The sequence below is a fragment of the Hydrophilobacter chitinilyticus genome (assembly GCF_049860745.1).
In the GTDB taxonomy this organism is placed as follows: Bacteria; Pseudomonadota; Gammaproteobacteria; order Burkholderiales; family Burkholderiaceae_C; genus Rhodoferax_B.
This window is the reverse complement of record NZ_CP187561.1, coordinates 3,537,728-3,562,550: the sequence shown is the minus strand read 5'-3', so window position 1 is coordinate 3,562,550 and position 24,823 is coordinate 3,537,728. Positions and strand designations below refer to the sequence as shown.

The 24,823-nt window shown below is 60.8% G+C and carries 24 protein-coding genes; 13 read left to right on the top strand and 11 right to left on the bottom strand.

Features of this window, described 5'->3' with window-relative positions:
• The first annotated feature begins 4 nt into the window (after positions 1 to 4).
• Positions 5 to 193, top strand: a complete 189-nt coding sequence (locus ACPWMG_RS15830; protein ID WP_483300436.1) for a hypothetical protein — start codon at positions 5 to 7, stop codon at positions 191 to 193.
• A 32-nt stretch (positions 194 to 225) separates the two neighbouring features.
• Here the strand turns inward: ACPWMG_RS15830 and ACPWMG_RS15825 are convergent, their stop codons facing one another.
• Complete coding sequence (locus tag ACPWMG_RS15825) at positions 226 to 1,554, bottom strand: DUF1214 domain-containing protein (RefSeq protein ID WP_483300435.1); 1,329 nt, start codon at positions 1,552 to 1,554, stop codon at positions 226 to 228.
• Positions 1,555 to 1,844: 290 nt separating this feature from the next.
• On the opposite strand from ACPWMG_RS15825, the gene ACPWMG_RS15820 reads away from it, so the two are divergent.
• The 4 genes from ACPWMG_RS15820 to ACPWMG_RS15805 all read left to right on the top strand — a co-directional run bounded on the left by ACPWMG_RS15820 (position 1,845) and on the right by ACPWMG_RS15805 (position 5,749).
• Positions 1,845 to 3,287: a DUF1214 domain-containing protein gene (locus ACPWMG_RS15820; RefSeq protein WP_483300434.1), complete on the top strand. Its 1,443-nt coding sequence runs from the start codon at positions 1,845 to 1,847 to the stop codon at positions 3,285 to 3,287.
• A 216-nt stretch (positions 3,288 to 3,503) separates the two neighbouring features.
• A complete protein-coding gene (locus tag ACPWMG_RS15815; protein ID WP_483300433.1) occupies positions 3,504 to 4,082 on the top strand; it encodes a Csu type fimbrial protein in 579 nt (192 codons plus the stop codon).
• A 163-nt stretch (positions 4,083 to 4,245) separates the two neighbouring features.
• On the top strand, positions 4,246 to 5,199 hold the full coding sequence (locus ACPWMG_RS15810; RefSeq protein ID WP_483300432.1) for an MYG1 family protein: 954 nt from the start codon (positions 4,246 to 4,248) through the stop codon (positions 5,197 to 5,199).
• A gap of 100 nt (positions 5,200 to 5,299) precedes the next feature.
• The gene (locus ACPWMG_RS15805; RefSeq protein WP_483300431.1) at positions 5,300 to 5,749 is read left to right on the top strand and encodes an SRPBCC family protein; all 450 of its coding nucleotides are present in this window, start codon (positions 5,300 to 5,302) and stop codon (positions 5,747 to 5,749) included.
• A gap of 37 nt (positions 5,750 to 5,786) precedes the next feature.
• On the opposite strand, the gene ACPWMG_RS15800 is transcribed toward ACPWMG_RS15805, so the two are convergent.
• Entirely contained in the window at positions 5,787 to 6,131 is a 345-nt protein-coding gene (locus ACPWMG_RS15800) for a PRC-barrel domain-containing protein (protein ID WP_483300430.1), read from the bottom strand.
• Between the two features lie 163 nt (positions 6,132 to 6,294).
• Entirely contained in the window at positions 6,295 to 6,522 is a 228-nt protein-coding gene (locus tag ACPWMG_RS15795) for a hypothetical protein (protein ID WP_483300429.1), read from the bottom strand.
• Positions 6,523 to 6,728: 206 nt separating this feature from the next.
• Here ACPWMG_RS15795 and ACPWMG_RS15790 point away from each other — a divergent pair, with 206 nt between their 5' ends.
• Entirely contained in the window at positions 6,729 to 6,974 is a 246-nt protein-coding gene (locus ACPWMG_RS15790; RefSeq protein ID WP_483300428.1) for a hypothetical protein, read from the top strand.
• Between the two features lie 31 nt (positions 6,975 to 7,005).
• Here the strand turns inward: ACPWMG_RS15790 and metE are convergent, their stop codons facing one another.
• Entirely contained in the window at positions 7,006 to 9,309 is a 2,304-nt protein-coding gene (gene metE / locus ACPWMG_RS15785; protein ID WP_483305270.1) for a 5-methyltetrahydropteroyltriglutamate--homocysteine S-methyltransferase, read from the bottom strand.
• A gap of 166 nt (positions 9,310 to 9,475) precedes the next feature.
• Between metE and ACPWMG_RS15780 the strand changes: the two genes are divergently transcribed.
• On the top strand, positions 9,476 to 10,435 hold the full coding sequence (locus tag ACPWMG_RS15780; RefSeq protein ID WP_483300427.1) for a LysR family transcriptional regulator: 960 nt from the start codon (positions 9,476 to 9,478) through the stop codon (positions 10,433 to 10,435).
• Here the strand turns inward: ACPWMG_RS15780 and ACPWMG_RS15775 are convergent.
• Positions 10,386 to 11,321 carry a LysR substrate-binding domain-containing protein gene (locus tag ACPWMG_RS15775; protein ID WP_483300426.1) on the bottom strand — a complete coding sequence of 312 codons (936 nt, stop codon included), beginning with the start codon at positions 11,319 to 11,321 and terminating at the stop codon, positions 10,386 to 10,388. The genes ACPWMG_RS15780 and ACPWMG_RS15775 overlap by 50 nt on opposite strands.
• Positions 11,311 to 12,246 (bottom strand): helix-turn-helix domain-containing protein, encoded by a 936-nt coding sequence (locus tag ACPWMG_RS15770; protein WP_483300425.1) that lies wholly within the window; start codon positions 12,244 to 12,246, stop codon positions 11,311 to 11,313. The genes ACPWMG_RS15775 and ACPWMG_RS15770 overlap by 11 nt, the downstream gene beginning before the upstream one ends.
• A 136-nt stretch (positions 12,247 to 12,382) precedes the next feature.
• Here ACPWMG_RS15770 and ACPWMG_RS15765 point away from each other — a divergent pair, with 136 nt between their 5' ends.
• The 5 genes from ACPWMG_RS15765 to ACPWMG_RS15745 all read left to right on the top strand — a co-directional run bounded on the left by ACPWMG_RS15765 (position 12,383) and on the right by ACPWMG_RS15745 (position 17,030).
• The gene (locus ACPWMG_RS15765; RefSeq protein ID WP_483300424.1) at positions 12,383 to 13,381 is read left to right on the top strand and encodes a Bug family tripartite tricarboxylate transporter substrate binding protein; all 999 of its coding nucleotides are present in this window, start codon (positions 12,383 to 12,385) and stop codon (positions 13,379 to 13,381) included.
• Positions 13,382 to 13,385: 4 nt separating this feature from the next.
• Positions 13,386 to 15,128: a thiamine pyrophosphate-binding protein gene (locus ACPWMG_RS15760; RefSeq protein ID WP_483300423.1), complete on the top strand. Its 1,743-nt coding sequence runs from the start codon at positions 13,386 to 13,388 to the stop codon at positions 15,126 to 15,128.
• A gap of 39 nt (positions 15,129 to 15,167) precedes the next feature.
• Positions 15,168 to 15,593, top strand: coding sequence for a GlcG/HbpS family heme-binding protein (locus ACPWMG_RS15755; RefSeq protein WP_483300422.1), 426 nt, complete (start codon positions 15,168 to 15,170; stop codon positions 15,591 to 15,593).
• Positions 15,594 to 15,701: 108 nt separating this feature from the next.
• Positions 15,702 to 16,457, top strand: coding sequence for a sulfite exporter TauE/SafE family protein (locus ACPWMG_RS15750; RefSeq protein WP_483300421.1), 756 nt, complete (start codon positions 15,702 to 15,704; stop codon positions 16,455 to 16,457).
• A gap of 9 nt (positions 16,458 to 16,466) precedes the next feature.
• The gene (locus ACPWMG_RS15745) at positions 16,467 to 17,030 is read left to right on the top strand and encodes a dihydrofolate reductase family protein (protein ID WP_483300420.1); all 564 of its coding nucleotides are present in this window, start codon (positions 16,467 to 16,469) and stop codon (positions 17,028 to 17,030) included.
• 97 nt (positions 17,031 to 17,127) lie between these two features.
• Here the strand turns inward: ACPWMG_RS15745 and ACPWMG_RS15740 are convergent, their stop codons facing one another.
• From ACPWMG_RS15740 to ACPWMG_RS15720, 5 genes are all read right to left on the bottom strand, one after another.
• The gene (locus ACPWMG_RS15740; RefSeq protein WP_483300419.1) at positions 17,128 to 18,564 is read right to left on the bottom strand and encodes a CsgG/HfaB family protein; all 1,437 of its coding nucleotides are present in this window, start codon (positions 18,562 to 18,564) and stop codon (positions 17,128 to 17,130) included.
• A 17-nt stretch (positions 18,565 to 18,581) separates the two neighbouring features.
• Positions 18,582 to 19,241 carry a hypothetical protein gene (locus ACPWMG_RS15735; protein ID WP_483300418.1) on the bottom strand — a complete coding sequence of 220 codons (660 nt, stop codon included), beginning with the start codon at positions 19,239 to 19,241 and terminating at the stop codon, positions 18,582 to 18,584.
• 60 nt (positions 19,242 to 19,301) lie between these two features.
• Positions 19,302 to 20,381, bottom strand: coding sequence for a hypothetical protein (locus ACPWMG_RS15730; protein WP_483300417.1), 1,080 nt, complete (start codon positions 20,379 to 20,381; stop codon positions 19,302 to 19,304).
• 47 nt (positions 20,382 to 20,428) lie between these two features.
• Complete coding sequence (locus tag ACPWMG_RS15725; RefSeq protein ID WP_483300416.1) at positions 20,429 to 21,610, bottom strand: hypothetical protein; 1,182 nt, start codon at positions 21,608 to 21,610, stop codon at positions 20,429 to 20,431.
• Between the two features lie 202 nt (positions 21,611 to 21,812).
• Positions 21,813 to 23,303, bottom strand: a complete 1,491-nt coding sequence (locus ACPWMG_RS15720) for a hypothetical protein (RefSeq protein ID WP_483300415.1) — start codon at positions 23,301 to 23,303, stop codon at positions 21,813 to 21,815.
• A gap of 222 nt (positions 23,304 to 23,525) precedes the next feature.
• Between ACPWMG_RS15720 and ACPWMG_RS15715 the strand changes: the two genes are divergently transcribed.
• Positions 23,526 to 24,752, top strand: coding sequence for a mechanosensitive ion channel family protein (locus ACPWMG_RS15715; RefSeq protein WP_483300414.1), 1,227 nt, complete (start codon positions 23,526 to 23,528; stop codon positions 24,750 to 24,752).
• The last annotated feature ends 71 nt before the right edge of the window (positions 24,753 to 24,823 follow it).

The window sequence follows — 24,823 nt, the reverse complement described above, 5'->3', positions numbered from 1 at the left end:
AGACATGCGAAACGACCTGATCACCGGTGCCGCAGCCATTGCCGCCGAAGTTCTGCGGCAGACCCAGCCGAAGTACAGCGAAATCACCGAGGAAGTCATTGCGTCCGCTTTTGAGACAGCTTACTGCGGCCTGGAAGCCGGAATTTTGCGCGTGATGGACCGTGAGGTGAGAGAGTCGTTTGAACAAGCTTGACGTTCCCGCGCTTGGCCACCCGGTCGTGCGGGTTAATTCACCTTGACCAAAGGTGGCGGGTAATAGGTGCCGTTGGACACGCCATCGAGCGGCCCGTAGAACCGCAGGGTCAAACGGTAGAGCGTTCCCTTAGGGGTGGGCAGCCAGTTACCGTCTGGTGCGTTGGCCGGTTTTTCTGCGGCAAAAAAAAGTGTGAGTGAGCCGTCAGCCCCCAGTTGCGGCTTGGTTTGCTCGTTGATCAGGAAGCGGTTCTTCGGGTTGGGCAGCACGCGAAAACGTACGCTGTCGACCGCAATCACCGACCAAAAATACTTGGCGAACCGTCTCGGCAAAGCATCTGCCGGGAAGGTCATGGTGTAGACGTTGTCACCCTTCAACTCAGCGCCCGTTGCATCGTTGCCGCCTCGGTAGTACAGCACCTCGGGTTTGATGTTGGCCCAGATACCACCGTGGTTCACCAGCAGCCGCGCGAGGTAGTCCACACCATACTCGCCCACAACACCCGGCCTTGCCCAGCCGTTGCGCGTGCTGCCGTGGCCGATGATGGCGCCGGCTTTGGCGATGTCAGCAAACGCGACTTTGCGAATCGCCTGGTCCACGCGCGAGCGCTCGGCCGGATCTTTGATCGCCTTGGCGATGGCGCGCGCATTTTGTTGGTAGCGCTCCAGGCCAGCGTTGAGATCGGGCTCGCTGTCGAGTGCCGCCTCGGTGGCGTCAAAGGCTTCTGCACCGGGAAGCTTTTCCAGCTCAAAAATGGGTGTCTTGGGGATGCTCGGCAGCTTGGGCGTGCCGGTGGCCCTGAGCTTGAACTGCTGCTGCAACGCGATGGCACCATCAAAATCGTCGCTGAGAGCGACGCGCGAAAGAATGCGTGCATATTTGACGGGCAGGTCGATGCGGCTGGTGATGCCTGCGGGCAACCGCACGTCGGTGCCTCGGTAGCAAATGGCGAAGTCGCCGTAAGCCTTTTGGGGGAAGACGCGTTCGTTGATATTGGCCAGCGTTTCACCCCAGCCATTGAGGAACTGCACGGTGAAGTAACGCCCCTTGACCTCGGGCACGGTGACGATGGTGCAGCTCGACTCATCCACCGCCACCCAGGCTTCAGAGTAGGCCACGTCCAGGTTGGGGTTTGGCCAGTCCACCGCGCCAGGCTTGCGGTGGGTCAGCGTGTTCCAGACAAAGCCCTCCTGAAAGTCGAGTTGCTGCTGGCGCGTGACATGCAGGCGGCCCAGAAGGTAGATGTAGGCATCGCTGATGTCTTGGTCGCTCATCTGTTGAGCCGACGCTTGCGGAACAAATCCGGTGATACACACAAGGGTGACTACGGCGCTCATGACCAAGGCATTCATGCGTTTCATCACATACCTCCCATGTTGGCGGGATAAAAAGCATACGCTTTATTCCAGAAAGCTTAAAGCGCCGACCTGCGAGGTTTTACAGAGCGCTCTGGGCGCAAACGTTCTTGAAGTGATTGCGCGGCGACCTCTTAAAGAATAAATTCCCACTCCTCCAGATGATTCGGTACGAGCGGCTGACCGCTTCACGCCGCTTGTGCAGCGCTTCTTGCGCACCATGCGGCGTGGTTTTTGATAGACATCCACAGACGAAAGCCCTTATGCGCAATCGAACGACTGTCTTTCTTGCCTGCATGCTCACGATGGGCTTCAGCGTGCCCTTGTCGTCGTCGGCGGTCCCAACTGGCCAGCCGCTGTCGGCAGAAGCCGTACCCGGACCGGTCGCAGGGACGCGCATCACCGAAAGTTATGCCCGAGCGGTGGCCCGCGACGTGTACTTCTGGGCTTGGCCGATGGTCAACGTCTATAACCGGCGGATTGGTTTCCGTGACCTCACGGAACCCGGTCGGCTGGGCGGCTCTTTGCCGGCCGCCCCACCCAATCAGCTCAGCATGCTGACCGACTATGTCGAGCCAACTGAGCGTGACGTCGCCTGCCCCAACCAGGATGTGGTTTACGGCGGTGGCCCGTTGGCGTTAGATATCGAGCCGGTGGTTGTGCAGGTGCCCGATTTTGGTGGTCGATTCTGGGTGTACCAAATCGTTGATCTGCGCACGGACAGCTTCGCCAGTATGGGGGCGATGTACGCGACCAAGCCTGGGTTTTATCTCTTGGTCGGACCGAACTGGAAGGGCGCAATCCCCAAAGGCATCCAGCAAGTCTTCCGCGCCAAGACCCAAACCGGCTTCATCGTGCCCCGGGTGTACATGGACGACACGGCTGCGGACCGGCAAGCGGTACAAGCCGTCATCAATCGCATCGACGTGTATGGCCTATCGAAGTACGACGGCAAAATGAAGGTGCGGGATTGGCGCAAGACGCCGTCATTCCCCGCGCCTTCGCCGCCACCCGGGGGCGGCGAGTCGCCCAAGGTGGTGCCCGAAAAGTTCTGGGAAGAGCTGCCCGTGGTCCTACAGGATGCTGCGCCGCTGACGGGCGAGCAGTCGCGTTATGCACAAGCGCTGGCACTGGTAGCAGCCGCGAGGCAGGACCCTAAGCTGATGACGGCCATCGTTGATGAGGCGAACAAGGCTGAGAAAGAGCTGATTGCACCGCTGCTTGAATTCCGCAACTTCGGCATTCCTTTGCCATACAACTGGACCACGGTGAAGAACGGTGCTGCATTCGGCACAGACTTTTTCACGCGCACGGCCGTGGCCAAGTCGAATATTTTCATCAACAAGGGCAACGAATCGCCCTACTTCTACCAGGACCTGGATGCCGCTGGTGGGCGCCTCAATGGTGCGCAGCGTTACGCCGTGACGTTTGCCAGCGGCACGCCGCCAGTCAACGGGTTCTGGTCTCTGACCTTGTACGACACCGAACATTTCTTTGTGCCGAACGAGATCAAACGGTTTTCTGTCGGCACCAAGAACAAGGATTTGAAACGCAACCCCGATGGCTCTGTGACCGTGTACGTGCAAGCGGCAGCGCCCAGCAACCCAGAGCAGCGCGCCAATTGGCTGCCTGCGCCGCAAGGCAAGGATTTCTCGCTCTACATCCGTACCTATTGGCCCAAGACAGCGGTGATGGACGGTTCATGGACACCGCCGGCAGTGACCCTGTTGCGCGATTAGGCTGGCTTACAACGCCGGCAAGTCGCGAGAGGCTTGGAGGATCAACAAACGACTGAAACCTTTGAAACCGTTACATTTCCACACCAAATCAGCTAAATGAGCGAAAATTGCATCCAATTCGATCCAGATTTCGTAACAGAGGCGATGCAACTGCGGTGGAGCATGTTCAGCGCAGGGGTATGGGGTAAGCGTCTTTAACGTTAGTCATTGGTGTGTATGCAGTTCAAACGGTATTTTCTTTCGATCGCGCTGGGCTTGACGGCCAGCTTGTTTAGCTTGGCCAGCCACGCGGGCGGGTCCGCCGGTGGTCAGTTGAATGTTCAGATGACCTTGACGTCGAGCTGCGCCATCAGTGGCACCAGCGGTCTGGGCAGTACCAACGTCAACTTTGGCAGCCTGAACTTTGGCTCGCAGCCCAGCACCTTCAGCGGCACCATTGCGGCTGATGCCAGCGGAGGCGCAGGCGGGGCAGGCTCCACCCAAGTTGTTTGTTCACCCGATGTGAGTTCGCTGACTGTTTCGGTCAGTGGCGGCAACAACGCGGGGCAGGGCGGTGCGGTCGGCACAGGCTCTCGCGCCATGAAACTTGGCGCCAGCTTCTTGCCCTACGAGGTTTACAGCGATTCCGCCATGACCACGGCCTACCCGGCGGCCGCAACCCCCTTGGGTGTTGCGCTCCCCGGCAATGGCGCGCCTCTGACATTGCCGGTGTACGGTCGTGTCAACAAGACGTCGACCAACGCCATGCCCGCAGGCAGCTATGCGGATGTGCTGCATGTCACGGTGGCTTGGTAACGCCAAGACCTAGTCAAAACGGCCCGGTGCCGAGATTCCGTTCCATCGGCGGCTCTTTCTGCTGTTCCTGTTCGTCTAGATACTCCGGCGTGTGAGTGCGTTCGCGGGGCACGTTTTGGGTTGGCCGGCCTGGCCTTGCTCTACGACTTAAACTTCAGCCCAAATGAACAATACTTCTCCCACCCCCTCGGTTTCTGCTCGCCCCGTCGTGATCTCCACCCACAACGGTTCTTTTCACGCCGACGATATTTTTGGTGTGTCTGTCCTGTTGTTGCTGCACCCTGACGCGCAACTCATCCGCACGCGCGACATGGATGTCATTGCCCAGTCAGACTTTGCTGTCGATGTGGGGGGCGAATGGGATGCGCCGCGTGGCCGGTTTGACCACCATCAGCGCGGTTTTGCCGGAGCACGTGACAGCGGTGTGGTCTACGCCAGCGCCGGGCTGGTGTGGAAAGCTTACGGCGCGGCCCTGGTGGAGAAGACTTTCAGCCTGGGTGATGCCAAACTGGCGCAGAGTGTGGCCGACGCACTGGACGAAGAGCTGGTGCAGCATCTGGACCGTGCCGATACCGGCGCGGCGCACGGTGCGCCCGGATTGTTTGGCCTGTCTGCCTTGATGTCGCAGTTCAACACCACGTGGGACTGCCGTGGCGACGCAGTGCAAGACGAAGCGCAATCGCTGGCGAGCTTCCGCAAGGCTGTGGAGGTCATGAGCACCTTGGTCAACGCCACATTGAACCAACAGCGCGCCAAGTACCAAGGCGCTGAGTTGGTGCGCGGCGCCGAGAAGCTGTTGGGTGGCGAAGTGCTGCTGATGCCGCGTGGTGGTTTGCCTTGGCGCGACGTGATCAGCAAAGAGATGCCTGAAGTCTTGTATGTGGTCTACCCCGACTCCAGCGCGCAGCAATACCAAGTGCATGTCGTGACGGTAGAGCCGCATTCGTTTCAAGCACGCAAAGACTTGCCCAAAGCCTGGGCCGGCTTGCGTTTGGCCGAACTGGCCGAGGTCACGGGTGTGGCTGATGCTGTGTTCTGCCACAACGGCCGCTTCATTGCCGGCGCCGGATCACTGGCAGGCGCTGTGCGCATGGCAGAAATCGCGCTCGCAGATTAAAGATACACACTGTCGCTTGCAAAAAGCGAACAGCGCGTTGAAAGTAAGGGGCAAATGGCGTGTTGAGCGCCTGTATCCCCACTCAAAAAGGAGCGAGACGATGACGACAGGAACGGTTCAACTGCACCGCGTGTTCAAAGCCCCGCCAGAACGCGTCTACAAAGCGTTTCTGGATGCCGATGCCATGGCCAAGTGGTTGCCGCCGTATGGCTTCACCTGTAAGGTCCACCATATGGATGCCAAGGTGGGCGGCACCTTCAAGATGTCCTTCACCAACTTTTCAAAAGGCCAGGGCCATTCATTTGGCGGCGAATACAAAGAGTTGGTGCCATCGCAAAAGATCCGCTACACAGACCGATTTGACGACCCTAATCTGCCGGGTGAGATGGTGACCACGGTGACGTTGAAGCCGGTCTTGTGTGGCACCGACTTATCGGTGGTGCAGGAAGGCATTCCATCCGTCATTCCGGTGGAGATGTGTTACCTCGGCTGGCAGGAGTCACTGGCCCAACTGGCGTTGTTGGTGGAGCCAGATATTCCTGCCGAATAAAGTCATTGGACTTGATTGCCGAAGAGGACTTCGGTTTTTACATCCAATTCACGCCGTAGTGGTCGTAGACCTTGCGGCCATAGTCGTCGGTGTAGTCGGGCGTTGCAGTGGGCTCATAGTGCGGTGCATTTTCGAGCTGCGACTTGTCCATCGGCACCACGTAGCCGTCCAGCGTGGTGTCGTACTTCAGAAGGCTCCAGGGAATGGGGTAGCGGTCGGTACCCAGGCCCAGAAAACCACCGAACTCCAGTGCGGCATAACGCACCAGACCCGAACGCTTGTCGATCATCAGGTCGTCAATAGAGCCGAGTTTGTCGCCGGCGGTGTTGTAGACGTTGGTACCTTCAACCTTGTCGGACGAAATAACAGGATTCGCAATCATGGGTGTATCTCCTTCAGGTACAGCCAGTCGACACTGTGCCGGCCAGTCTGAAGTTTGTTTATCCGCTTTTTGGCAGTCACCCACGATCAGCCAAGGCGTGATGGCCCTGTAGGTCAAAACGCCTTGCGCTTTACAGATGCGCTCTACAACAGCCAGTAGCCGTTTACAGATCTGCGCGTTGGCTTTCGCGGTAGTAGATGGCCAGCGCCTGGTAACCCGCAGGGCGGATGCGCAGCACGCGCGCAGGGCCGCCATCGCGGATGTTCAGGGGAAGTTGTGCGTCGACATAGCCCATGGCTTTGCAAAGCATGATCTGGTCGATTTCTTCGGGTGCAATAAAGGCCCGTGGCAATGGCTCTTTCGTAAGCTCTTGAAGCATCTCGATGGACATAGGTGTCTCCGGTTTTGCGAGCAGGCGAACGGCAGTGTCGTCAAATCATAAAAGCACGTTTGGCGACTTCAAAGTCATCTGTCCGACAACCCTGCAAGCGGTATGGTTCCGCCAAAACGCGGTCTTTACTTACATGAAAAAGACCCGGTTGCTATCGTCTTGAAGCCTGCTCGCGAATTGGGTGATACTCGGCCTCCAAAAAAATCATGACGATGCATATGGTCACCACAACTCCAGGTAGATTCTTTTCGCGCAGTGTGACGCTCGATAGCGGTGACGAGGTCACCGTAACGCTGCGCCAGACGCAGCACTTTGAGATCGATACCATCGATCTGGAAACGGTGGACGTGGACGACATCGAGCAACCAGCAGGCGGGCCTTACGCCAGCGAAGAGGCCGCGCTAGAAGCCGCCAAAGTGATCGCTGAGCAAGCGCTGGGATCGCTCGGCTGAACCGCTTCGCGCGGTGTCGCCCTTTACGCTGCTAGGTTAACTCGGCGCGCACCAACTGTGCGGCGTGCACCATGTTGCGTAGCGCCGCTTCGGTCTCGGGCCAGGCGCGCGTCTTCAGGCCGCAGTCAGGGTTGATCCACAGGTTGGCGGTCGGGATCACGCTGGCGGCCTTTTGCAGCAAGTGGCGCATTTCATCTACCGCCGGCACGCGTGGCGAGTGGATGTCGTACACGCCGGGGCCAATCTCGTTGGGGTATTTGAAGTCGCCAAAGCCGCGCAACAGTTCCATGCCCGAGCGGCTGGTCTCGATGGTGATCACATCGGCGTCCATGGCCGCAATCTCGGGCAGGATGTCGTTGAACTCGCTGTAGCACATGTGGGTGTGGATTTGGGTGGTGTTCAACACGCCACTGGCGCTGATGCGGAAGGCGCGTGTGGCCCATTGCAGATACGGCTTCCAGCCCGCACGGCGCAGCGGCAAACCTTCGCGGATGGCTGGCTCGTCGATCTGGATGATGCCGATGTGGGCGCGCTCCAGGTCCACCACTTCGTCGCGTATGGCCCAAGCGATTTGTTCGGTGGTGGTGCTGCGCGCTTGGTCGTCGCGCACAAACGACCATTGCAGAATGGTCACCGGGCCGGTGAGCATGCCCTTCATGGGGCGTGTGGTGAGGCTCTGCGCAAAGCGCGTCCAGTCCACCGTCATGGCCTTGGGGCGCGACACGTCGCCAAAAATCACCGGCGGCTTCACACAACGTGAACCGTAGCTTTGTACCCAGCCATTGGTGGTGAAGGCAAAACCGTCGAGCTGTTCGCCAAAGTATTCGACCATGTCATTGCGCTCGGCCTCACCGTGCACCAGCACGTCCAGGCCAATGCTTTCCTGCTTGCGCACGGCCAGCTCAATCTCTGCCTCCATGGTGGCCTGGTAGTGCGCGGCATCGAGCTGGCCACGCTTGAAAGCGGCCCGCGCGGCGCGGATGTTGGCGGTTTGCGGAAACGAGCCTATGGTGGTGGTGGGCAGAGGCGGCAGTTGAAAGCGCGCGCGTTGCAGCAACTGGCGCTCGGCAAACGGGGCGTGGCGTTGGTCGTCCAGGGGCTGGCGGTTGGCCAGACGCTGGCCCACTTCGGCGCGGTGCACACGCGGGCTGTTGCGGCGTGCGGCGTAGGCCGTGCGGGCTTGATGCAACGCGTCTTGTACGTCTGCTTCATTGCCGTTCAGCACGGCTTTCAGCGTACGCAATTCGGCCAGCTTTTCAACGGCGAAAGCCAGCCACGATTGGATGTCGGCATCCAGTTTGTCTTCAGCACGCAGGCTGTAAGGCACGTGCAAAAGAGAGCACGACGGCGCAATCCACAAGGCGCCGCGGTGCTTTTCGGTGATGGGGCGCAGGCGTTCGAGTGCGGCGTCCAGGTCGGTGCGCCAGATGTTGCGGCCGTCCACCATGCCGATCGACAGCACCTTGTGCGCGGGCAACCAGTCGCACACGCCCACCAGTTCGTCGGGCGCACGCACGGCATCCACATGCAAGCCGGCCACGGGCAACTGGCACGCCAGGCGCAGGTTTTCCTGCAGTGGCGAGAAGTAGGTGGCCAGCAGCAACTGCGGTGCGCTGCGTGCCAATTGCCAGTAGCTGGGCTCGAAGGCGTGGCGCCACAGGTCGGGCAAGTCCAGACCCATAATCGGCTCGTCGATTTGCACCCAGGTGACGCCCTGCGCCTTCAGGCGTGCGAGGATTTGGGCATACACCGGCAGCAGTTGGTCCAACAGGTTGATGCGGTTGAAGCCCAGCTCTTTCTCTTTGCCCAGCCACAGAAAACTCAAGGGGCCGAGCAGCACAACCTTGACCGGATGGCCCGCACGCTGGGCTTCGGCCACTTCTTCAAACAAACGTTCGCTTTGCAACTGGAAGCGCGTTTGCGCGGTGAACTCGGGCACCAGGTAGTGGTAGTTGGTGTCGAACCACTTGGTCATTTCCAGCGCGGGTTCGCCGGCCGAAGTGTTGTGGTGTTGGCAGCCATGGCCGCAGGCTTCACCATGCTGATCGTGTGCAGTGGCTTGTACGCCGCGCGCCATGGCGAAGTAGCGAGCCAGGCCGGGCTCGGCGCCGGTAAAGCCAAAACGCGCGGGCTCGCAGCCCAGCAGTTGCATGTGGTTGGCCACGTGGTCGTAAAAAGCGAAGTCGCCCACGGTCACAAAGTCCAGCCCTGCCGCGCGTTGTTCGGCCCAGTGTTGGGCGCGCAACTTGGCGCCTGTGGTCTCCAGCCCCTCGGCGCTGCTGCGACCGGCCCAGTAGCTTTCGAGTGCGAACTTCAGTTCGCGGTGCGCGCCCATGCGCGGAAAGCCCAGGGTGTGGGAGAGAACTTGTTTTACCGAATGCACGGTTGAAGAAAGGGTCGTCACGTTGAATTCCGTTCACTGTTTGAAAGTGGCCGAATGGTCGCGGAAGCTGGTTTATTATTCAAACGAAAGTTTTTGTTCTTCAACTTGAAAATTAATAATGATTGAACCGGCAACTGGACCAGGCTTTGCGCAATCGCCGCTGGAAATCCGCCACCTGCGCACCCTGGCCGCGCTGCGCGACACCGGCAGCCTAGTGCGTGCGGCGCAACTGCTCAACCTCACACAGTCGGCGCTGTCGCATCAGGTCAAACTGCTGGAAGACCGCTACGGCGCCGCGCTGTTCGAGCGTAAGTCGGTGCCGCCGCAGTTCAGCGCTGCCGGGCAACGCTTGCTGGCGCTGGCCGACCAGTTGTTGCCCCAGGTGGCCGAGGCCGAGCGCGACATCACGCGCCTGGCCCAGGGCCGCAGCGGCCAATTGCGCATCGCCGTGGAATGCCACACCTGTTTTGACTGGCTGATGCCCGCGATGGATGCGTTTCGCCAGCGCTGGCCCGAAGTAGAGCTGGACATCGTCTCCGGCTTCCACGCCGACCCGATTGGGCTGATCCACCAGGACCGTGCCGACATCGCCATCGTCTCCGACCTCGACCCGGCCGAGACGGTGGACTTTCACCCGTTGTTCAGCTTTGAGATTCGCGCACTGCTGGCCAACAACCACGCGCTCACCGCCAAGGCGTTTTTGACCGCTGCCGACTTTGCCGACCAAACGCTGATCACCTACCCGGTGCCTGACGAAATGCTCGACGTGATCCGCCAGGTACTGGAGCCCGCCGGCGTGCGTCCCGCGCGCCGCACCACCGAGCTGACCGTGGGCATGCTGCAACTGGTGGCCAGCGGGCGCGGCCTATGTGCGCTGCCGCTGTGGGCCGTGCAAGGCTATCTGGACCGTGGCTACGTGAGCGCGCGCCCCATTGGCGCGCAGGGTCTCACGGGGCGGTTGTACGCGGCCAGCGCCCCCAGGGTCGGCGACGCTGCCGGGCTAGGTTATCTGGCCGACTTCGTGGTCATCATGCGCGAGAGCTGCTTTTTGAGCTTGAAGGGGATTGCGTTGTTGTAAGTTTCTGCGGCACAAGCTGTTGCACCAACTGCTGTGCATGCGCGGGCAGGGCGCTCAGTTGCCGCACACACACCATCAATTGCCGCTGCGCCCACGCATCGGTCAACACAAGGCTCTTGACCCCGGCCGCATGGCCACAACGCTTGGCGACCGCCAGCGGCACGATGCCCACGCCAATGCCGTGGCCCACCATGCGGCACACCGATTCAAAGTTGCCCAGGCGAATGCGGTAGTGCAGCCGTTTGCCCAGGCGACGCGCTTGTTGGGCGATGTGTTCGTGGAAGGCGCTGCCATCCGTCAAGCCCACAAAGGATTCGTCCAGCACATCGGCCAGGCTGATGCTTTTGTGTTGCGCCAGCGCATGGTCTTGTGGCACCACCAGCACCAGCGGATCGGGGCGGAACACGTGCGTTTCCAGCCCCACCAGATCCACCGCGTCCGACACGATGCCGATGTCGCACACCTCGCGGCGCAAGGCATCGACGATGTCCACACTGGCGCGCTCTTCCAGGTCGATAGTGATGCCGGGCTGCTGCGTCAAAAAATCGGCGAGCACTTCAGGCAAGTGTTCACTCAAAGCCGAGGTGTTGCACAGCAGCTTGATATGTCCCTTGATGCCATGTCCGTAGTCGCCCATGTCGCCCTGCAACTGCGCCAACTGCTGCAACATGCGCCGCGCGTGCTGCAGCAAGGTGTGGCCGGCGGGCGTGGGCGACACGCCGCGTGGCGCACGCACCAGCAGGGGTGTGCCCAGCGAGTCTTCCATGCCGCGAATGCGTTCGCTGGCCGAGGCCAGGGTCATGTGGGTGGCCGTCGCGCCGCCGGTCAAGGTGCCGGCCTCCACCACGTGCACAAACAGCCGCAGGTCGGTCAGGTCAAGATGCATGGGTGTCTGCCGCTTTGTCGGTGGCTTCGCGTTGCGGTACGCCCAACAAACCTTCCACCACGCCGCGCCGGTAATCTGACGGTGCACAGCCTTGTGCGGCTTTGAAGAAGCGGCTGAAGTAGGCCGTGTCTTGAAACCCCAACTGCTCGGCAATGGTGGTGACCGAAGCCTGGGTGTAGGCCAGCAGGCGGCGCGCTTCCAGCACCTGGCGTTCGTGTAGCAATTCGAGCGCGCTTTGGCCGCTGAGGTTGCGGCACACGCGGCTCAAATGGTCGGCGGTTACACCTAAGGCTTCGGCGTAGAAACCCAGCGGTTTCGAAACCCTGAAGTGGTGTTCCACCAAGGCCAGGTAACGCTGAAGCAAGGCATCGCGTTGTGATTGGCGCGGTGCCGCCTCCGTACCCGCACCTTCGTGCCGCACAAACCACAAGGCGAGCAGCAACACCCACGACTGCAGCGCTTCGGCACGGCCCACGCGGGTTTGCTGGAATTCATCGCCCAGCATGTCAAACAAGCGCTGGCCTGCTGACAAGTCTGCCGGCTCAGAAGCTCCGCCTAGCACCAGCGTTTGCTGCAGCCGTTGCGCCAGCGCAGGCGCGTGTGCGGTCAACTGGCGCAACGCTGTGCTCGGCACCGTGACCTGGCAGCCCGCGCTGTGCGGTTCATACACAAAACCATGCACCGTGCCGGGGGCCACCAGCAGCGCCACGGGTGCGCGCAGCACGTGTTGCACGCCGTCCAACGTGCCCTGCATGGCGCCTTGCGTCAGCAGTTGGAACTGGTGCAGGCCTTCGTGGCGGTGCGCCGGAATCGTCCAGTGGTGCTCTTGGCCGCGCACACCAATCGACTCGTAATGCAGGCAATCGTCTGGCTGGTAATGCTGGACTTCAGAGAACGGGACAACGAGCAAGGGGGAGGCGGCCATGGTCTGGGAACGGCAGAGCGTAAAGATGAAGCGGATGCCGGAAATCTACATGCCGCTGTTTCTTTCGTCCATGGCGGTTTGCCATAGGTGTGCCTAACATCGCGGCAGATTGTTTAAAACAACCAGGAGACAAGACATGTGGAATCGGCGTGATGTGCTGCGAGGCGGGGTGTGCCTGTCTGCAGCGGGTGGTTTGAACTTGCCGGGCCTGGCCCAAGCACAACCCAGCTTATTGAATGGCAATGCCACCATCGTTTCCGGCTTCCCGGCCGGGGGCATGGGCGACAACGTGGCGCGGCCCATTGCCGAAAAACTGCGCGGCCGCTACGCCAACGCCGTGCTGGCCGATAACCGCACCGGCGCGGGTGGCCGCATCGCTGTGGAGTACGTGAAACGCGCCGCACCCGATGGACTGACCATCCTGCAAATTCCGAGTTCACCGATGGTGCTGTACCCGCACATTTACAAGAAGCTCAACTACGACCCGCTGGTCGATTTTGTGCCTGTGACCTCGGCCGTGACCTACGCGTTCTCTTTCACCGCTGGCCCCGGCGTGCCCGCAGAAGTGAAGACCGTGGCCGACTACATCAAGTGGGCGCGCGCCAACCCCAAACAAGCCAACTACGGCATTCCCGCCGCTGGTTCGGCCTTGCACTTTGCCGGCATGCTGCTGCAAAAGGCCGCGGGCATCGACATGACCAGTGTGGCCTACCGTGGCGGCGCGCCGCTGCTGAACGACGTGCTCGGCGGACAGGTGCCGGTGAGCTTCAACGTCATTGGCGAAGTGATGTCGTATATCAAGGCCGGCAAGCTGCGCTCGCTGGGCGTGACCAGCGCGCAGCGCTCACCGTTTTTGCCTGATGTTCCCACGCTGGCCGAGCAGGGTTTCAAAGACATTGCCATCCAGGAATGGCTGGGCTGGTTTATGCCTGCGCGCACGCCGCAAGACACTGTGCGCCAGCTCAACACCCAGGTGCGCGAAGCACTGCAGGCGCCCGATTACGTGGCCGCGTTGGCCGGTTTTGGCTTGCAGCCTTTTCACCAAACGCCAGAAGAGTTTGCGCGTGTGGTGAAGGCCGACTTCGACCGTTGGGCGCCGCTGGTGCGCGCCACCGGTTTCACTGCGGAGGACTGATTTCGTGCTGGAACGGACTGGGGAGATGACAGGCGCCCAGGCGCTGGTGAAAGTGTTGGCCGGCGAGGGCGTGCCCTTTGCGTTTGGCATTGTGGGTGGCAAGCTGGCGCCGTTGATGCATGCCTTGTCTCAACAGCAAAGCATACGCTTCATCGGTGTGCGCCACGAAGCTGCCGGGCCCATGATGGCTGCCGCCGTGCACGCGGGCTCGGGCCGCATGGCCGTGGCCTTGGGTGAAATGGGGCCGGGCGGTTTGAACCTTGCCTCGGGCGTGGGCGTGGCTTTCAACAACAACTTGCCGTTGCTGGCCATCACCACCAACCAGCACCGCGCCGCCGCCTACCCGCACAGCGGCATGTTCATGGACTTGGACACACGCGCCGTGCTGGCGCCCATCACCAAATGGAACGCCGTGGTGCACGACCCGCGCCGCATTCCGGAGCTGGCGCGCCGCGCCTTCCGCGAAGCCTTATCCGGCCGCCCGGGGCCCGTGCATCTGGACATTCCACAAGACGTGTTGTCGGCCACCTGCACGTTTGCCGATGACGAGTTTGATGTTCCGCCCACGCGCTACCGCGCCACCTTGGGCCCGCGCCCGGCCGATGCGCTGGTGCAAGACGCAGTAGCGCTGTTGCGCCAGGCGCGGCGCCCGTTGATCGTGGCGGGCGGCGGCGTGGTCACCAGTGGCGCAGCAGAGGCCGTGCGTGCGCTGGCTGCCTTGCTGCGCGCGCCGGTGGTGCCCACGCAAATGGCCTTGGGCGTGGTGCCCAGCGACAGCCCGCACGCCATTGGCCAAGGCGGTTTGATCTCAGGCGATGCCGTGCGCCAAGCCTTCGCCAAAGCGGACGTGGTGCTGAGCATCGGCTGCCGTTATTCGTCGTGGATGTGGGATGTGCAGGGCCCATTCACACGGCCACAGCACCAACACATCAACATTAACATCGACCCCAGCGCGCTGGGCCACCCGGCGCTGCACACTGTGGCGATGCAAGCCGATGCGGGCTTGGCGGTGCAAGATTTGTTGGCCGCGTTGTCCACCGGCGCGTCAATTTCTGTTGACCCCAACTGGCTGCCCAGCGCCCGTGCCGTGCGTGTGGACTACGAAGCCCGCCTGACTGCATTGGGCCAAGACGGCGACCCGGTGATGCACCCGGCCGTGCTGGCCCGCGCTATTGCCGCTGCCATGCCTAGTGATGCGTTGGCGGTGTTTGACGGCGGCCACACCAGCTTCTGGAGCAACGACGTCACACGCGTGCAAAACGTACGCACACGCTTTCATGAGCCCGGCATGAGTCACCTGGGTTTTGGTTTGCCTTACGCCTTGGCGCTGCAGGCACAACACCCTGGCCGGCCGGTGTTCAACATCACCGGTGACGGCTCGTTTGGCTTCACGCTGAACGAACTGGACACGGCCCGTCGCTACGGCTTGCCCGTGGTCACGCTGATCCACAACAACGAGGCCTGGGGCATCATCCGCGCGGGGCAAAAATCTCAACTTGGCTTTGAGTTTGCCACCAGTTTGGCGGGCAGCGACTACGGGGCAATAGCACGCGGCTTTGGCTGTTTTGGCGAGACCGTGACGCAGCCTGAAGACGTGGCACCCGCCTTGGCGCGCGCGCTGGCGTCCGGCCTGCCTGCGGTGCTGGACTGCCGCACCCGCTTCACGCCGCACCCGGCCGGGCCGAACTTTGGCAGCATGAACAAATTTGGCTTTGATGGCTTGTCGCAATCACAATTGCCAACATAGCCGCTACCGCATTTTCAACTTCACTTCTGGATCACTTACATGACCACTCTGACCCTGGCGCAAGCCCAAACCATCATCAGCGCCGCGCTGGCGCAGTCCAAAACCTCGGGCTACAAGCCCATGGCGGTGGCCGTGCTCGACGAAGCCGGCCACCTCAAAGCCTTTGCACGTGAAGACGGCGCCAGCATGTTCCGCTTTGACGTGGCGCGTGGCAAGGCCTGGGGAGCAGTGGGCATGGGCGCTTCCAGCCGCGTGTTGGGCCAGCGCGCCAAAGACAACCCCAACTTCTTCCTGTCGCTGGCTGCCACGGCCGAGGGCAAGTTCTTGCCGCAAACCGGCGCGGTGTTGATCCAGGATGCCGAAGGCCGCACGCTGGGCGCGGTGGGCGCCAGTGGTGGCACGGGTGATGAAGATGAGGCCATCTGTATTGCTGGGGTGGTGGCCGCAGGTTTGCGTGCGGGTTGAGTTTCAAACTGGCTCAGGCATGGCCTGAGCCTGGGTTCGCCAATGCCGCATTTTCATGCGGCAAGGCAGTCCTTACGATGGCGGCTTGCATCACCCAGCACGCCATCCATGCTTCTCCCTCAATTTCCGTCTCAACTCTTATGGCTCGCTGCCGCCGTCTTCGTCCTGGCGGGCTTGGTCAAAGGCGTGGTGGGCCTGGGTTTGCCCACCGTGGCCATGGGGCTGCTGGCCTTGGCCATGCCACCCACCCAAGCGGCTGCGCTGTTGATTGCGCCATCACTCATCACCAACCTGTGGCAACTGGGTCGCTGGGCCACGCTGCGGCCCTTGTTGTGGCGCCTGGCCCCCATGCAAATCGGCGTGGTGTTGGGCACCTTGGCGGGAGCATGGTGGTGGGGCGAGCCATCGGGCGCCTGGGCTTCGGTCGCGTTGGGCGTGGCCCTTATGGCTTACGCCGCCTGGGGCTTGGCAGGCGCGCAGGTGAGAGTGTCGCCCCGCGTTGAACAATGGCTGGGGCCTTGCGTGGGTGCGCTCACCGGTCTGGTGACTGCCGCCACTGGCGTGTTTGTGGTGCCGGCCGTGCCGTACCTGCAAGCCCTGGGTTTGCCGCGCGATGAGCTGATGCAGGCCATGGGTTTATCGTTCAGCGTCTCGACCCTGGCGCTGGCCGCAGGCTTGTCTTCCCACGCGGGCTTCACCACTGCCGATGCCGCAACCTCGCTGCTGATGTTGTTGCCAGCGGTAGGCGGCATGGCGCTGGGGCAAGTGCTGCGCAGTCGATTGTCACCGGCGCGTTTTCGCCTGTGCTTTTTCATCGGACTGGGGCTGCTCGGTTTGCACATGGTGTTGCGCCAAGTTCTCTAAAATTCCAGCATGAAAACGCAGTACTTCACCGCCACCAGCCTGGATGGTTTCATTGCCACCGAAGACGACTCGATCGAGTGGTTGTTTCCGCTGGGCGATCTGAACAACTCGAGCTACCCCGCGTTCATTGCCGAGGTGGGCGCGTTGGCCATGGGCTCCTCCACCTACGAGTGGATGCTGCGCCATGCCGACACGGTGGCCGCCGAAGTGGGCTCTCCGTGGCCCTATACCCAGCCGGTGTGGATTTTCACGAGCCGTACACTGCCCAGCATTGCAGGCGCCGACATTCGTTTCGTTCAAGGTGATGTACGGCCCATCCACGCCAACATGCGCGCGGCGGCGGGCGAAAAGAACATCTGGATCGTGGGCGGCGGTGACCTCGCGGGCCAGTTCTACGATGCGGGCCTGCTGGATGAATTCATCTTCCAAGTCGGCTCCGCCATCTTGGGCCAAGGCAAACCGCTGTTCCCGCGGCGCGTGCTCAGCCCGGTGCTGAAGCTGGATTCAGTGCGCCAGATCGGGACTGGCATGGTGGAACTGCATTACATCGTGGACAAGGTCTTAGCCGGTTAAACGGCATCGCCAGAAAATGATGGCTGCGCTGCGCCGCAGCGTTTGTCTCTACGCTCTGCTCGGGCATTGAACAGTGGGTAGAGACTTTCTCATCGCTCTACCACTTGTCGTCGGTTTTCTGCGTAGCGGCAGGTGCCGTCGCAGGTGCGGTGACGGGCGCCGCCGCAGGGCGCGGCTGAGGCTGGCGTGGTGCCGCGGTGACAACTGCTGCAGCCGCTTCGGTAGAACCCGTGGCTACTGCGGTCTTGGCCGTTGCAGCCCCTTTGAGCTCATCTCGCAATTGCAGGCCACCCACCGGAAGTTGCTCCAGGTTTGAGCGCACGTTTTCTAGCCTGCCGTAGGACAAATTTGCCGTGACGTGTTCGATGACCAATTCGCAGCAAGGTGATTCAACACGGCCCAAGCTTTGACCCGTTTGCGGGTCTTTCATTTCGGCACCCATGGAGACCATCGCGTAACGTGCGCCTTCTTTGAGTGCTTGACCACCTTGGCTTAACACCACGCTGGTACCGTCTCTGGACACTACAGTGACCGGGAACGTGCGGCGCAGAACCGAGTTGACGACCTGGTTGACCATGTCGGTGCTCATGTCTTCAAGCACTTTGCCGCCGTCCACGCCGCGCCCCAGCGTGGTGGCTTCGGTAGAAGGCGCGCTACCGCGCAACGAGTCCGATGTCATCACTTGGCGTGTAGCCACGTTCACCAGTTTTTCAGTGAGCGCCCATCCGCCAGAGTAGCTGACCAACTCGCGGTCACTTGTCTTCAACTGGTGCGCGTGTTTGTTGTACGCCAACGTGCTGACGCGGCCGCTCCACACGATGTCTGCGCTGGCCGCTTGAGACAGCTTGGCGAGTTCAGCACTGGGCGCTTGGCCGGACGAAATCATATCGAGCTCGCCCTGGATGTCGGCGCTCAACTCGCGGTCCAGCACGGCGAAGCGGCCGGTCTGCACCAAGGCGTCGCTGATGCGCTGCCGTAAGGTGGCGCCGACTTCTGCCGAAGACACCGAGCGGTCCCCCATGGGCAAGGTGGCACTATCGAAGCGAATTTTCCCAATCACCAGCTTGATTTTCTGCATCTCTGCAGACGCCTGGAACTTGGCGATCTGGGCTTCGATGGTGGCTTTGAACTGTTTGCCGCCCAGGACGCCGGGCTCCTTCAATTCCACCAGCTTGAAGTTCTGGATCACGCCGCCCGAGCGCTGTGTCACGGCTTCAGCGAATTCGTTAGCGCGCAACGAGGCCGAGTCGCGGTTGAGGCTGACGTCAAGACCGTACTTGACGTTCACGCTGGTGGTTTCAACGGCTGCGCCATTGACTTGCAAAATGGCCAGCTTCATGGCCTCTGCAACGGCTTCACCTGGAGAGGTGCCAAAGCCTTGTGCGGTAACCAGCACGTTTGCGACCTTACCCACATCGAGCACGGGCGCCGAGACGTTTGCTGGCGCAGCCGCCGCTTTTTCAGGTTCGGCCTTATTGCAGGCAGCCAAGAGAACGGCTGCCGCAACAGCCGTCAAACAGAGGAGTTGACGCATGTGGGTGTTAGTCGATATCAAAGGGCGCTGAGGGCGGCGTTGGCGTCGGCGGGCACAGGAATGTCTTGGCTTTGTGCGAACGAGACTGCGTTCTTCAAGGCACCGGTCACATTGCCCATCGAGTCAGGAAAGTTCGAGACGACGTAGACGGCTGACTGCAACTTCGGCAGTTGCAGTGGCGATGCTGTCTTGAGGCTGGAGCCCATGGCCGAAACGTTCTTGCCAACACCCGTGAATTTGGCAACACCGGTAGCCAAAAGCACCAGGCCTTTACCATACAGGGCTTTGGCGTTGGCATCCAACACGGGCTTCTTCGCCATCTCTGCGGCCACGGCGCTGGTCGATGCGGCAACCGCTTTGTTCGACTCTTCGAGTGCGTCTTTGGTCGCACCTTCGGTCAGCGAAGCTGAGGTGGCGGCAGATGTGGCCGCAGCGGTCTTCAAGCCCAGAGCGTCGGCCATCAAGCTGTTGGCGTTGAGCACGTCTTTGTTTGCGGCCACATAGCCGCGCACCAATGCATCTTGTTGACCGGTGAGGTCGCCCGCTGGCGCTGCGTTGCCCGATCCGCTCAGGCTCTTTACGCCGGGAATGGCGGGCATGCCGAACTGCGCTTGTGCTGCCGTGCTGACGCCCAGGGCGAAGAGGGTGGATGCGATGACGGTCTGGAGCTTGTGCATTGTTTTGTCTTTCAAAAGAGGCTTAGAGAATGAGATATGTAGGCGAAAGGCAAGCCAGCTTTACTGGATGCCCTTGGCGGTCAATTGGCTGGTGAGTTCGCGCGCGGCCGTGTTGGCGGCTAGCTTCAATGCGTTGCCACGGGCCGAGTCTTCGTCTGGTCCCACGCCTGCGTATTGCACCGGGCCGACCGCAGCTTGGGTCGAGGGAATGGCTTTGGCAACGTTGTAGACCTTGGCATTCACGGTCACACCCACTCGCACCAAGCCGGTGGCAGGGTCCTTGCCTGGGGCGCTGATGTCCAGCGTGCCGAGTGCGACGTAGGGCACGCCAGCAGTGCGCATGCCGGCGGCAATCGATTGCAGCGTGGCAGACTTCAGATCGTTGCCGGTTTGATAGTCTTCTTCCACCTTTGCGACCGAGAAACGTCCGCCGGTGGCTGGCTCAGCCATTCCGGCTTCGATGACTTCAAAGCCGGCGCGCGCGAACATACCGGTAAACACCACGTTCAAATTGGCGCTGGGGTACAGGCGATAGGCGGCTTCGCTGGCGCGTTGGACAGTACTGCCACCGGTTTCAATGGTGCGCGTGCGGTTGGCTGAGAAATCGGCCTTTGCCGAGGTGGATTCGTTGGTGCTGACTTGGTTACCACGGACCGACTCTCCTTCGGAGCCCTTGTTGGAGCTTGAGCCTTGCGCGTTCACGGTGACGGATTGGTCGACGCGCTTATAGACCCGATCGTCAAACGACTTTACCGAGGCCACTTCGCGCGAAACGAAGACGAACACCAACTGAGACTTTTCTGCAGCACCGGCTTTGGCCACTGCTGAGTTCGACTTCACCAAATTGCGTAGATTCGCGACGTTCAGCGAGACGCGCACGGCTACGGTGTATTGGCGCTTGTCTGGTGTGTCTTCTTCGCCGAGGACGGTGGATTCCAGAATGTAGCGGTCTGGGTTCGCCAGAATCTTCTCGCGCACGGCGTCAAAGTTTTCGCTCTCGGACTCGCCAGCTTCAGCGTAGTAGTACTCAACGGCCTTGAGCTGCGCGGCCTGCGTGGCTTTGGCCTTGTCGTCAGCCGAGGCGGCTTTGCCTTGGTAGGTCACCGAGGCCTTGCCGCGTGCTTGTTGAACTTGTGCCATGGACGAGACGGCGACACACGCCAAAACGACCGCGATGATGAAACGCGCTATTTGCATTGGGAAATAAGGAGGTTGGTTTTCAGAATCTGTGCTTCGATGTCTGGAGCCGCAGCAGCGGCTTTGACCCAGCCCATCTCTTTGGTGGACACCGCCGTGGCCAGCCGCGTGAACAACCCGTTCCACGAGTCGTAGAAAGCGGGGAAGTCGTCAACATAGGTTTGCGTTGCTGGCACGACCTTGGTCTCGCCGTTTTTCAAAGCCGTGTTGAGATAGGCCGTGCCCATCAAGGGTTGTTCAATCTTCACGGTGGCGTAGGTGCCATAGACAAAGCTATCGCCGGCTGCTACCGAGCCGAACTTGACCTTCTTGATGCCCGTGAGATCGACCGAGATGGCGTAGTCGGGCTCGGGTAGTTTCAAGCTGAAGACGGTGCCGTCTGCCACGCGCATCGGGAACACGCCGCCCACAGCATAGCCTTGTGTGAACGGAATCAACGGCACGCCTGCGCGTGTGGAAATGGCCTCGCTCACCATGTCGGCTGCCCATGTTTCGGCCATGCCAGGTTCGCTCTTCAAGTAGGTTGGCAAACTGCCCATGACGCTGGGGTCCAGCGTGACCTTGGTGACCTTCAGCAGGCGCGGCACTTGCGTGGGAATGGTCGCATTGGCGAGCACGTTGGCGTAGCGCGCGAAGATGCCGGGCTTGCTGGCCGCACCTTCGTAAACCGACTGCACCCGCGTCAAGATTTCTGCCGAAGTGGGATCCCGGTCGAAGACGTCGATATACGCAAAGCTCAACGGGTACGACCGGATCACGGTCATGGTCTTGAAGTCGAAAAACAGCGCCTGTGCCCGAACCAGCACAAACAGTTTGCGCAGGTTGCCGAAGTTCTCAACCGATACGGTTTCCGAATTCACCACCAGCGAGGTGACGATGGCTTGGTCTCGCCCCTTCAGCTCTTCTAGCATGCCTGCCGCCAGCTTGAAGTGGCGCGGCGGCACTGCGTTGATGTTGGCCTGGATGCGCGCGAACGCGAGGTTGCCGGTTTGCGCCAAGTGCTTCTCGTATGCACGAGAGTAAGGGAACCTTTGGTCCAGGCTTGCGGCATCGCCTGAAAATGCGAGGCCGGCCAATGTGACTTGGGTTTCTTGGGCTTGTGAATGGATGGGCGTAAAAAAGGCGTGCAGGAACAGCACACCGGCCATGACGGACCGTAAGAAAAAAGTCAAAATTTCCCTTTTTGATATCGGGTGTCTTGGTCAACCTTGGGTTGACCACCCGGTGCGATGAACGCGATGCGTTTTCGCTATTAATTTTCTGACATGTTACTAGGTAATTAACATGTGGTTACAACGAGTGCGAAATTGAATTGCGTCGTGATGGAACGGATCAAGACCATCTGCTCAATGGTTGGCGTTTACTGTGCAACGGCTACCACAACACTTCCTGAAGCCGCTTCTCCAGCGGTGTGCTGCTTTCTTCAACCACGCGGAACTTCACCAGCTTTTGCCGCGTTTCCAACTGGTGCTGTTCGGTGTCTCTGACGGCTCTGACCAACTTCTTCTCAGCGGTTTCGATCAAGGTCGTGCTGGTGCTCTGGTCGCTGATTTTGTGGATGTCGTAGTTGCCGCTGCCGGTGTCCAGCATGCCGTTCGAGCGTGCCTTGAGGTAGTGGGCGTCGAGCTTCTCGCTCTGGGTTTGCGTGATCGACGCATCACCCGTGTGGCTGTTGTGCTTGACGGTGGTGGTCTGGCTCAACTGGTAGTCGGCACGGCCGATTTCGTTGATGAAGCCTCGATCGTTGGTCTTCTCGAAGTCCCCGCCGAAGCTGGCTTGAAAGTCGGCCAGCCCGCTCAGCAAGGGCTGCACCTGCAGTGTCAGCGCTGGCGTCAAGGCGCTCGCCTGCGGTGTGGCGCCGTCGGCCGGCGCGGAATGCATTTGCGAGAAAACGTCTTTGAACAGTGCGACCAGCTTCGCGTCGGCATGGCTGCGCCCGGCTGCGGCATCGAACTTCTGCAGTTGCGCGTTGATGGCCGTTTGGCGTTGCGACGCACTGCTCGCGCCGGGGCCAAAGGGCAGGGCGTTGTCGACGTTCATCGCAATGTCGCCCAGCGCGCCTTTGAACGCCAGCGTCTTTTGGTCATCGCCCAGGTGCAGCGAGAAAGTCGACAAGGCTTGGTCTGCCTTGGGGTTTTTGACGTTCATGTCGACGCTGGCCAGCGCGCTACGGTCGTAGTCCATCAGCTTGGACAAGTCCATCTTGAGCTTGCCGGATTGGCCCAAGCCTTCCAGGGCCTGGTCAAAGCCTTCTGCCAAATCGGCCAAGGCTTTGCGTTCGCTGTCGCTCAGCTTGCCCGAACTGGTGACTTCGACTTGAATGCCCCGGTTGCCACCGCTGGCACCGGTGTTCACCAAAATCTTCAATTCAACGTTTTGCCCGGAGCGTGTTTTGATTTTCAGACTGACGGTGGCCGCGCCGTTTTCCACACCGCTGTGGGCCAGGGCGTCCATGGCTTGGGTGCGCTCGGTCCCTTGTGCGGTAACGTAGTCGACCATGGCCTGGCGGTAGCCGGTGCCCGTGGTGGACAGTTGCGATAACAGCGCACCACCCAGGCCGCGCCACTGCTCAGCCAAACTGCCTACTGGCGCTCTGTCGCGGTTGCGTGCCATCAACGTGCTGATGTCGTCTTTCGTATCAGTGGCCCAGGCTCGGGTGGTCTCTACCGCTGCAGGCTTGGTATAGACCGCGTTGAGAGCCGTGGCGGGCATATTGCCCAACGTTACTTGAGTCGAGGTCGAGGGCGCGGCGTTTTCAGCCAGCGCTGATGAGTCGCTCTGCAGCGCTGTGGCCGTATTGCGACTGCCGGACGGGTTGGTCAACAAGCCAGAGCTCGCAATGGTCACGTTGTTGAGGCTGGTCATGCGGTGAAGCGTCTCCCGTTTTAGTTTTATCCAAGGCATGGCTGCGGTACCGCAACCGTTTGCGAACGTTATGAACGTTATCGGCAGATCGGCTGAGATCTTGAATACAAGGTCGAGCGGTTCTCCATGTTTCGATGTTCTTCAACCCTTGTAGTCTTTGTCTGACAAGCACGCGCCTTTTGAGCCGATAGCTCGCGCGTGGGTCACGCGTTATAAAAAAGCATGCTTTTTGAAAATCTACTCAACCTATTACGCGACACCACCTTTCTGAACAACAGCCTGCAGCAATGGTGTGTGGCCTTGGTCAGTGCCCTGGTGGCCTATGGTGTCATGACGCTGGCACTGCGCTTGGCGCGTGACCGGCTTGCGCCTCGGTCTGCCCCCATAGCCTCGACAGAAGAGGACGAAGCCTCGCATGCCGCCGCAATGCATGCCGGCTCGGCGATTCGCCCGGTGTTGGCGCAAACGCTGGACGCCACGCGGCATTGGCTATTGGTGGCCGGCGCGGTGTTGATCGGCCTGCACCTGCTGGTTTTGCCCGACCGCTGGGAAGGCCGCGTGTCGCAGCTTTGGTTTGTGACCGTGGCCTTGCAGCTCGCGCTGTGGGGCGCGCGCATGATTCAGTTGTGGGTGCAGTTCTACATGCTCAAACAAGCGGGCTTGCACAGGTTACCGTCGATTGGGACGCCGCCGCCGGCCACGGTCTCGGCCACGCTGATTGGCTGGGCCCTGCAAACGGCCATGTGGGCTGTGGTGGCGCTGGCCGTCATGTCCAACCTGGGGTTCAACATCACCGCTTTTGTGGCCAGCTTGGGCATTGGCGGTATCGCCGTGGCCTTGGCCGCGCAGAATATTTTGGGCGACCTGTTCGCTTCGGTTTCCATCGCGCTGGACAAGCCTTTTGAGGTGGGCGACGCGGTGGCCACTGGCAATGTGGCCGGCACGGTGGAGCACGTGGGCTTGAAGACCACGCGCCTGCGCAGCGCCAGTGGCGAGCAGATCGTGGTGTCGAATACCGGTTTGCTGAAAGACTCGTTGAAGAACTACAAACGCATGAGCACGCGGCGCATCGAGTTCACGCTGGGGGTCAGCTACAGCACCAGCAGCGCACAGGCGGCGCAGATTCCCGAAGCGGTGCGGCGCATTGTCGAAGCGCAGCCGCAAGTGAAATTTGATCGCGCCCACTTCGCCAGCTTTGGCGACAGCGGGTTGAACTTCGTGGTGGTCTACATCATGCAAACCGCCGACTACGGCATTTATATGAACACCCAGCAGACCATCAACCTGGCGCTGATGGATGCGCTGGCCGATCTCGGTGTTGAATTTGCAGTGCCTGCGCGCAATGTGGTGTTGCCCGCCCAGTCGGCTGCCGCGCCATCACCATCTCCATCGCCTGAAGCCCCAGCGCGGGCCGGGCGTAACGCACGGCCAGCCATCGTCACGGCTTAAGTACGCAAGACAGCATGCCAAGGTGATGTTAAGAGTAAGAGGCTGATCAAACGCCATGCCCTGGTGATAAT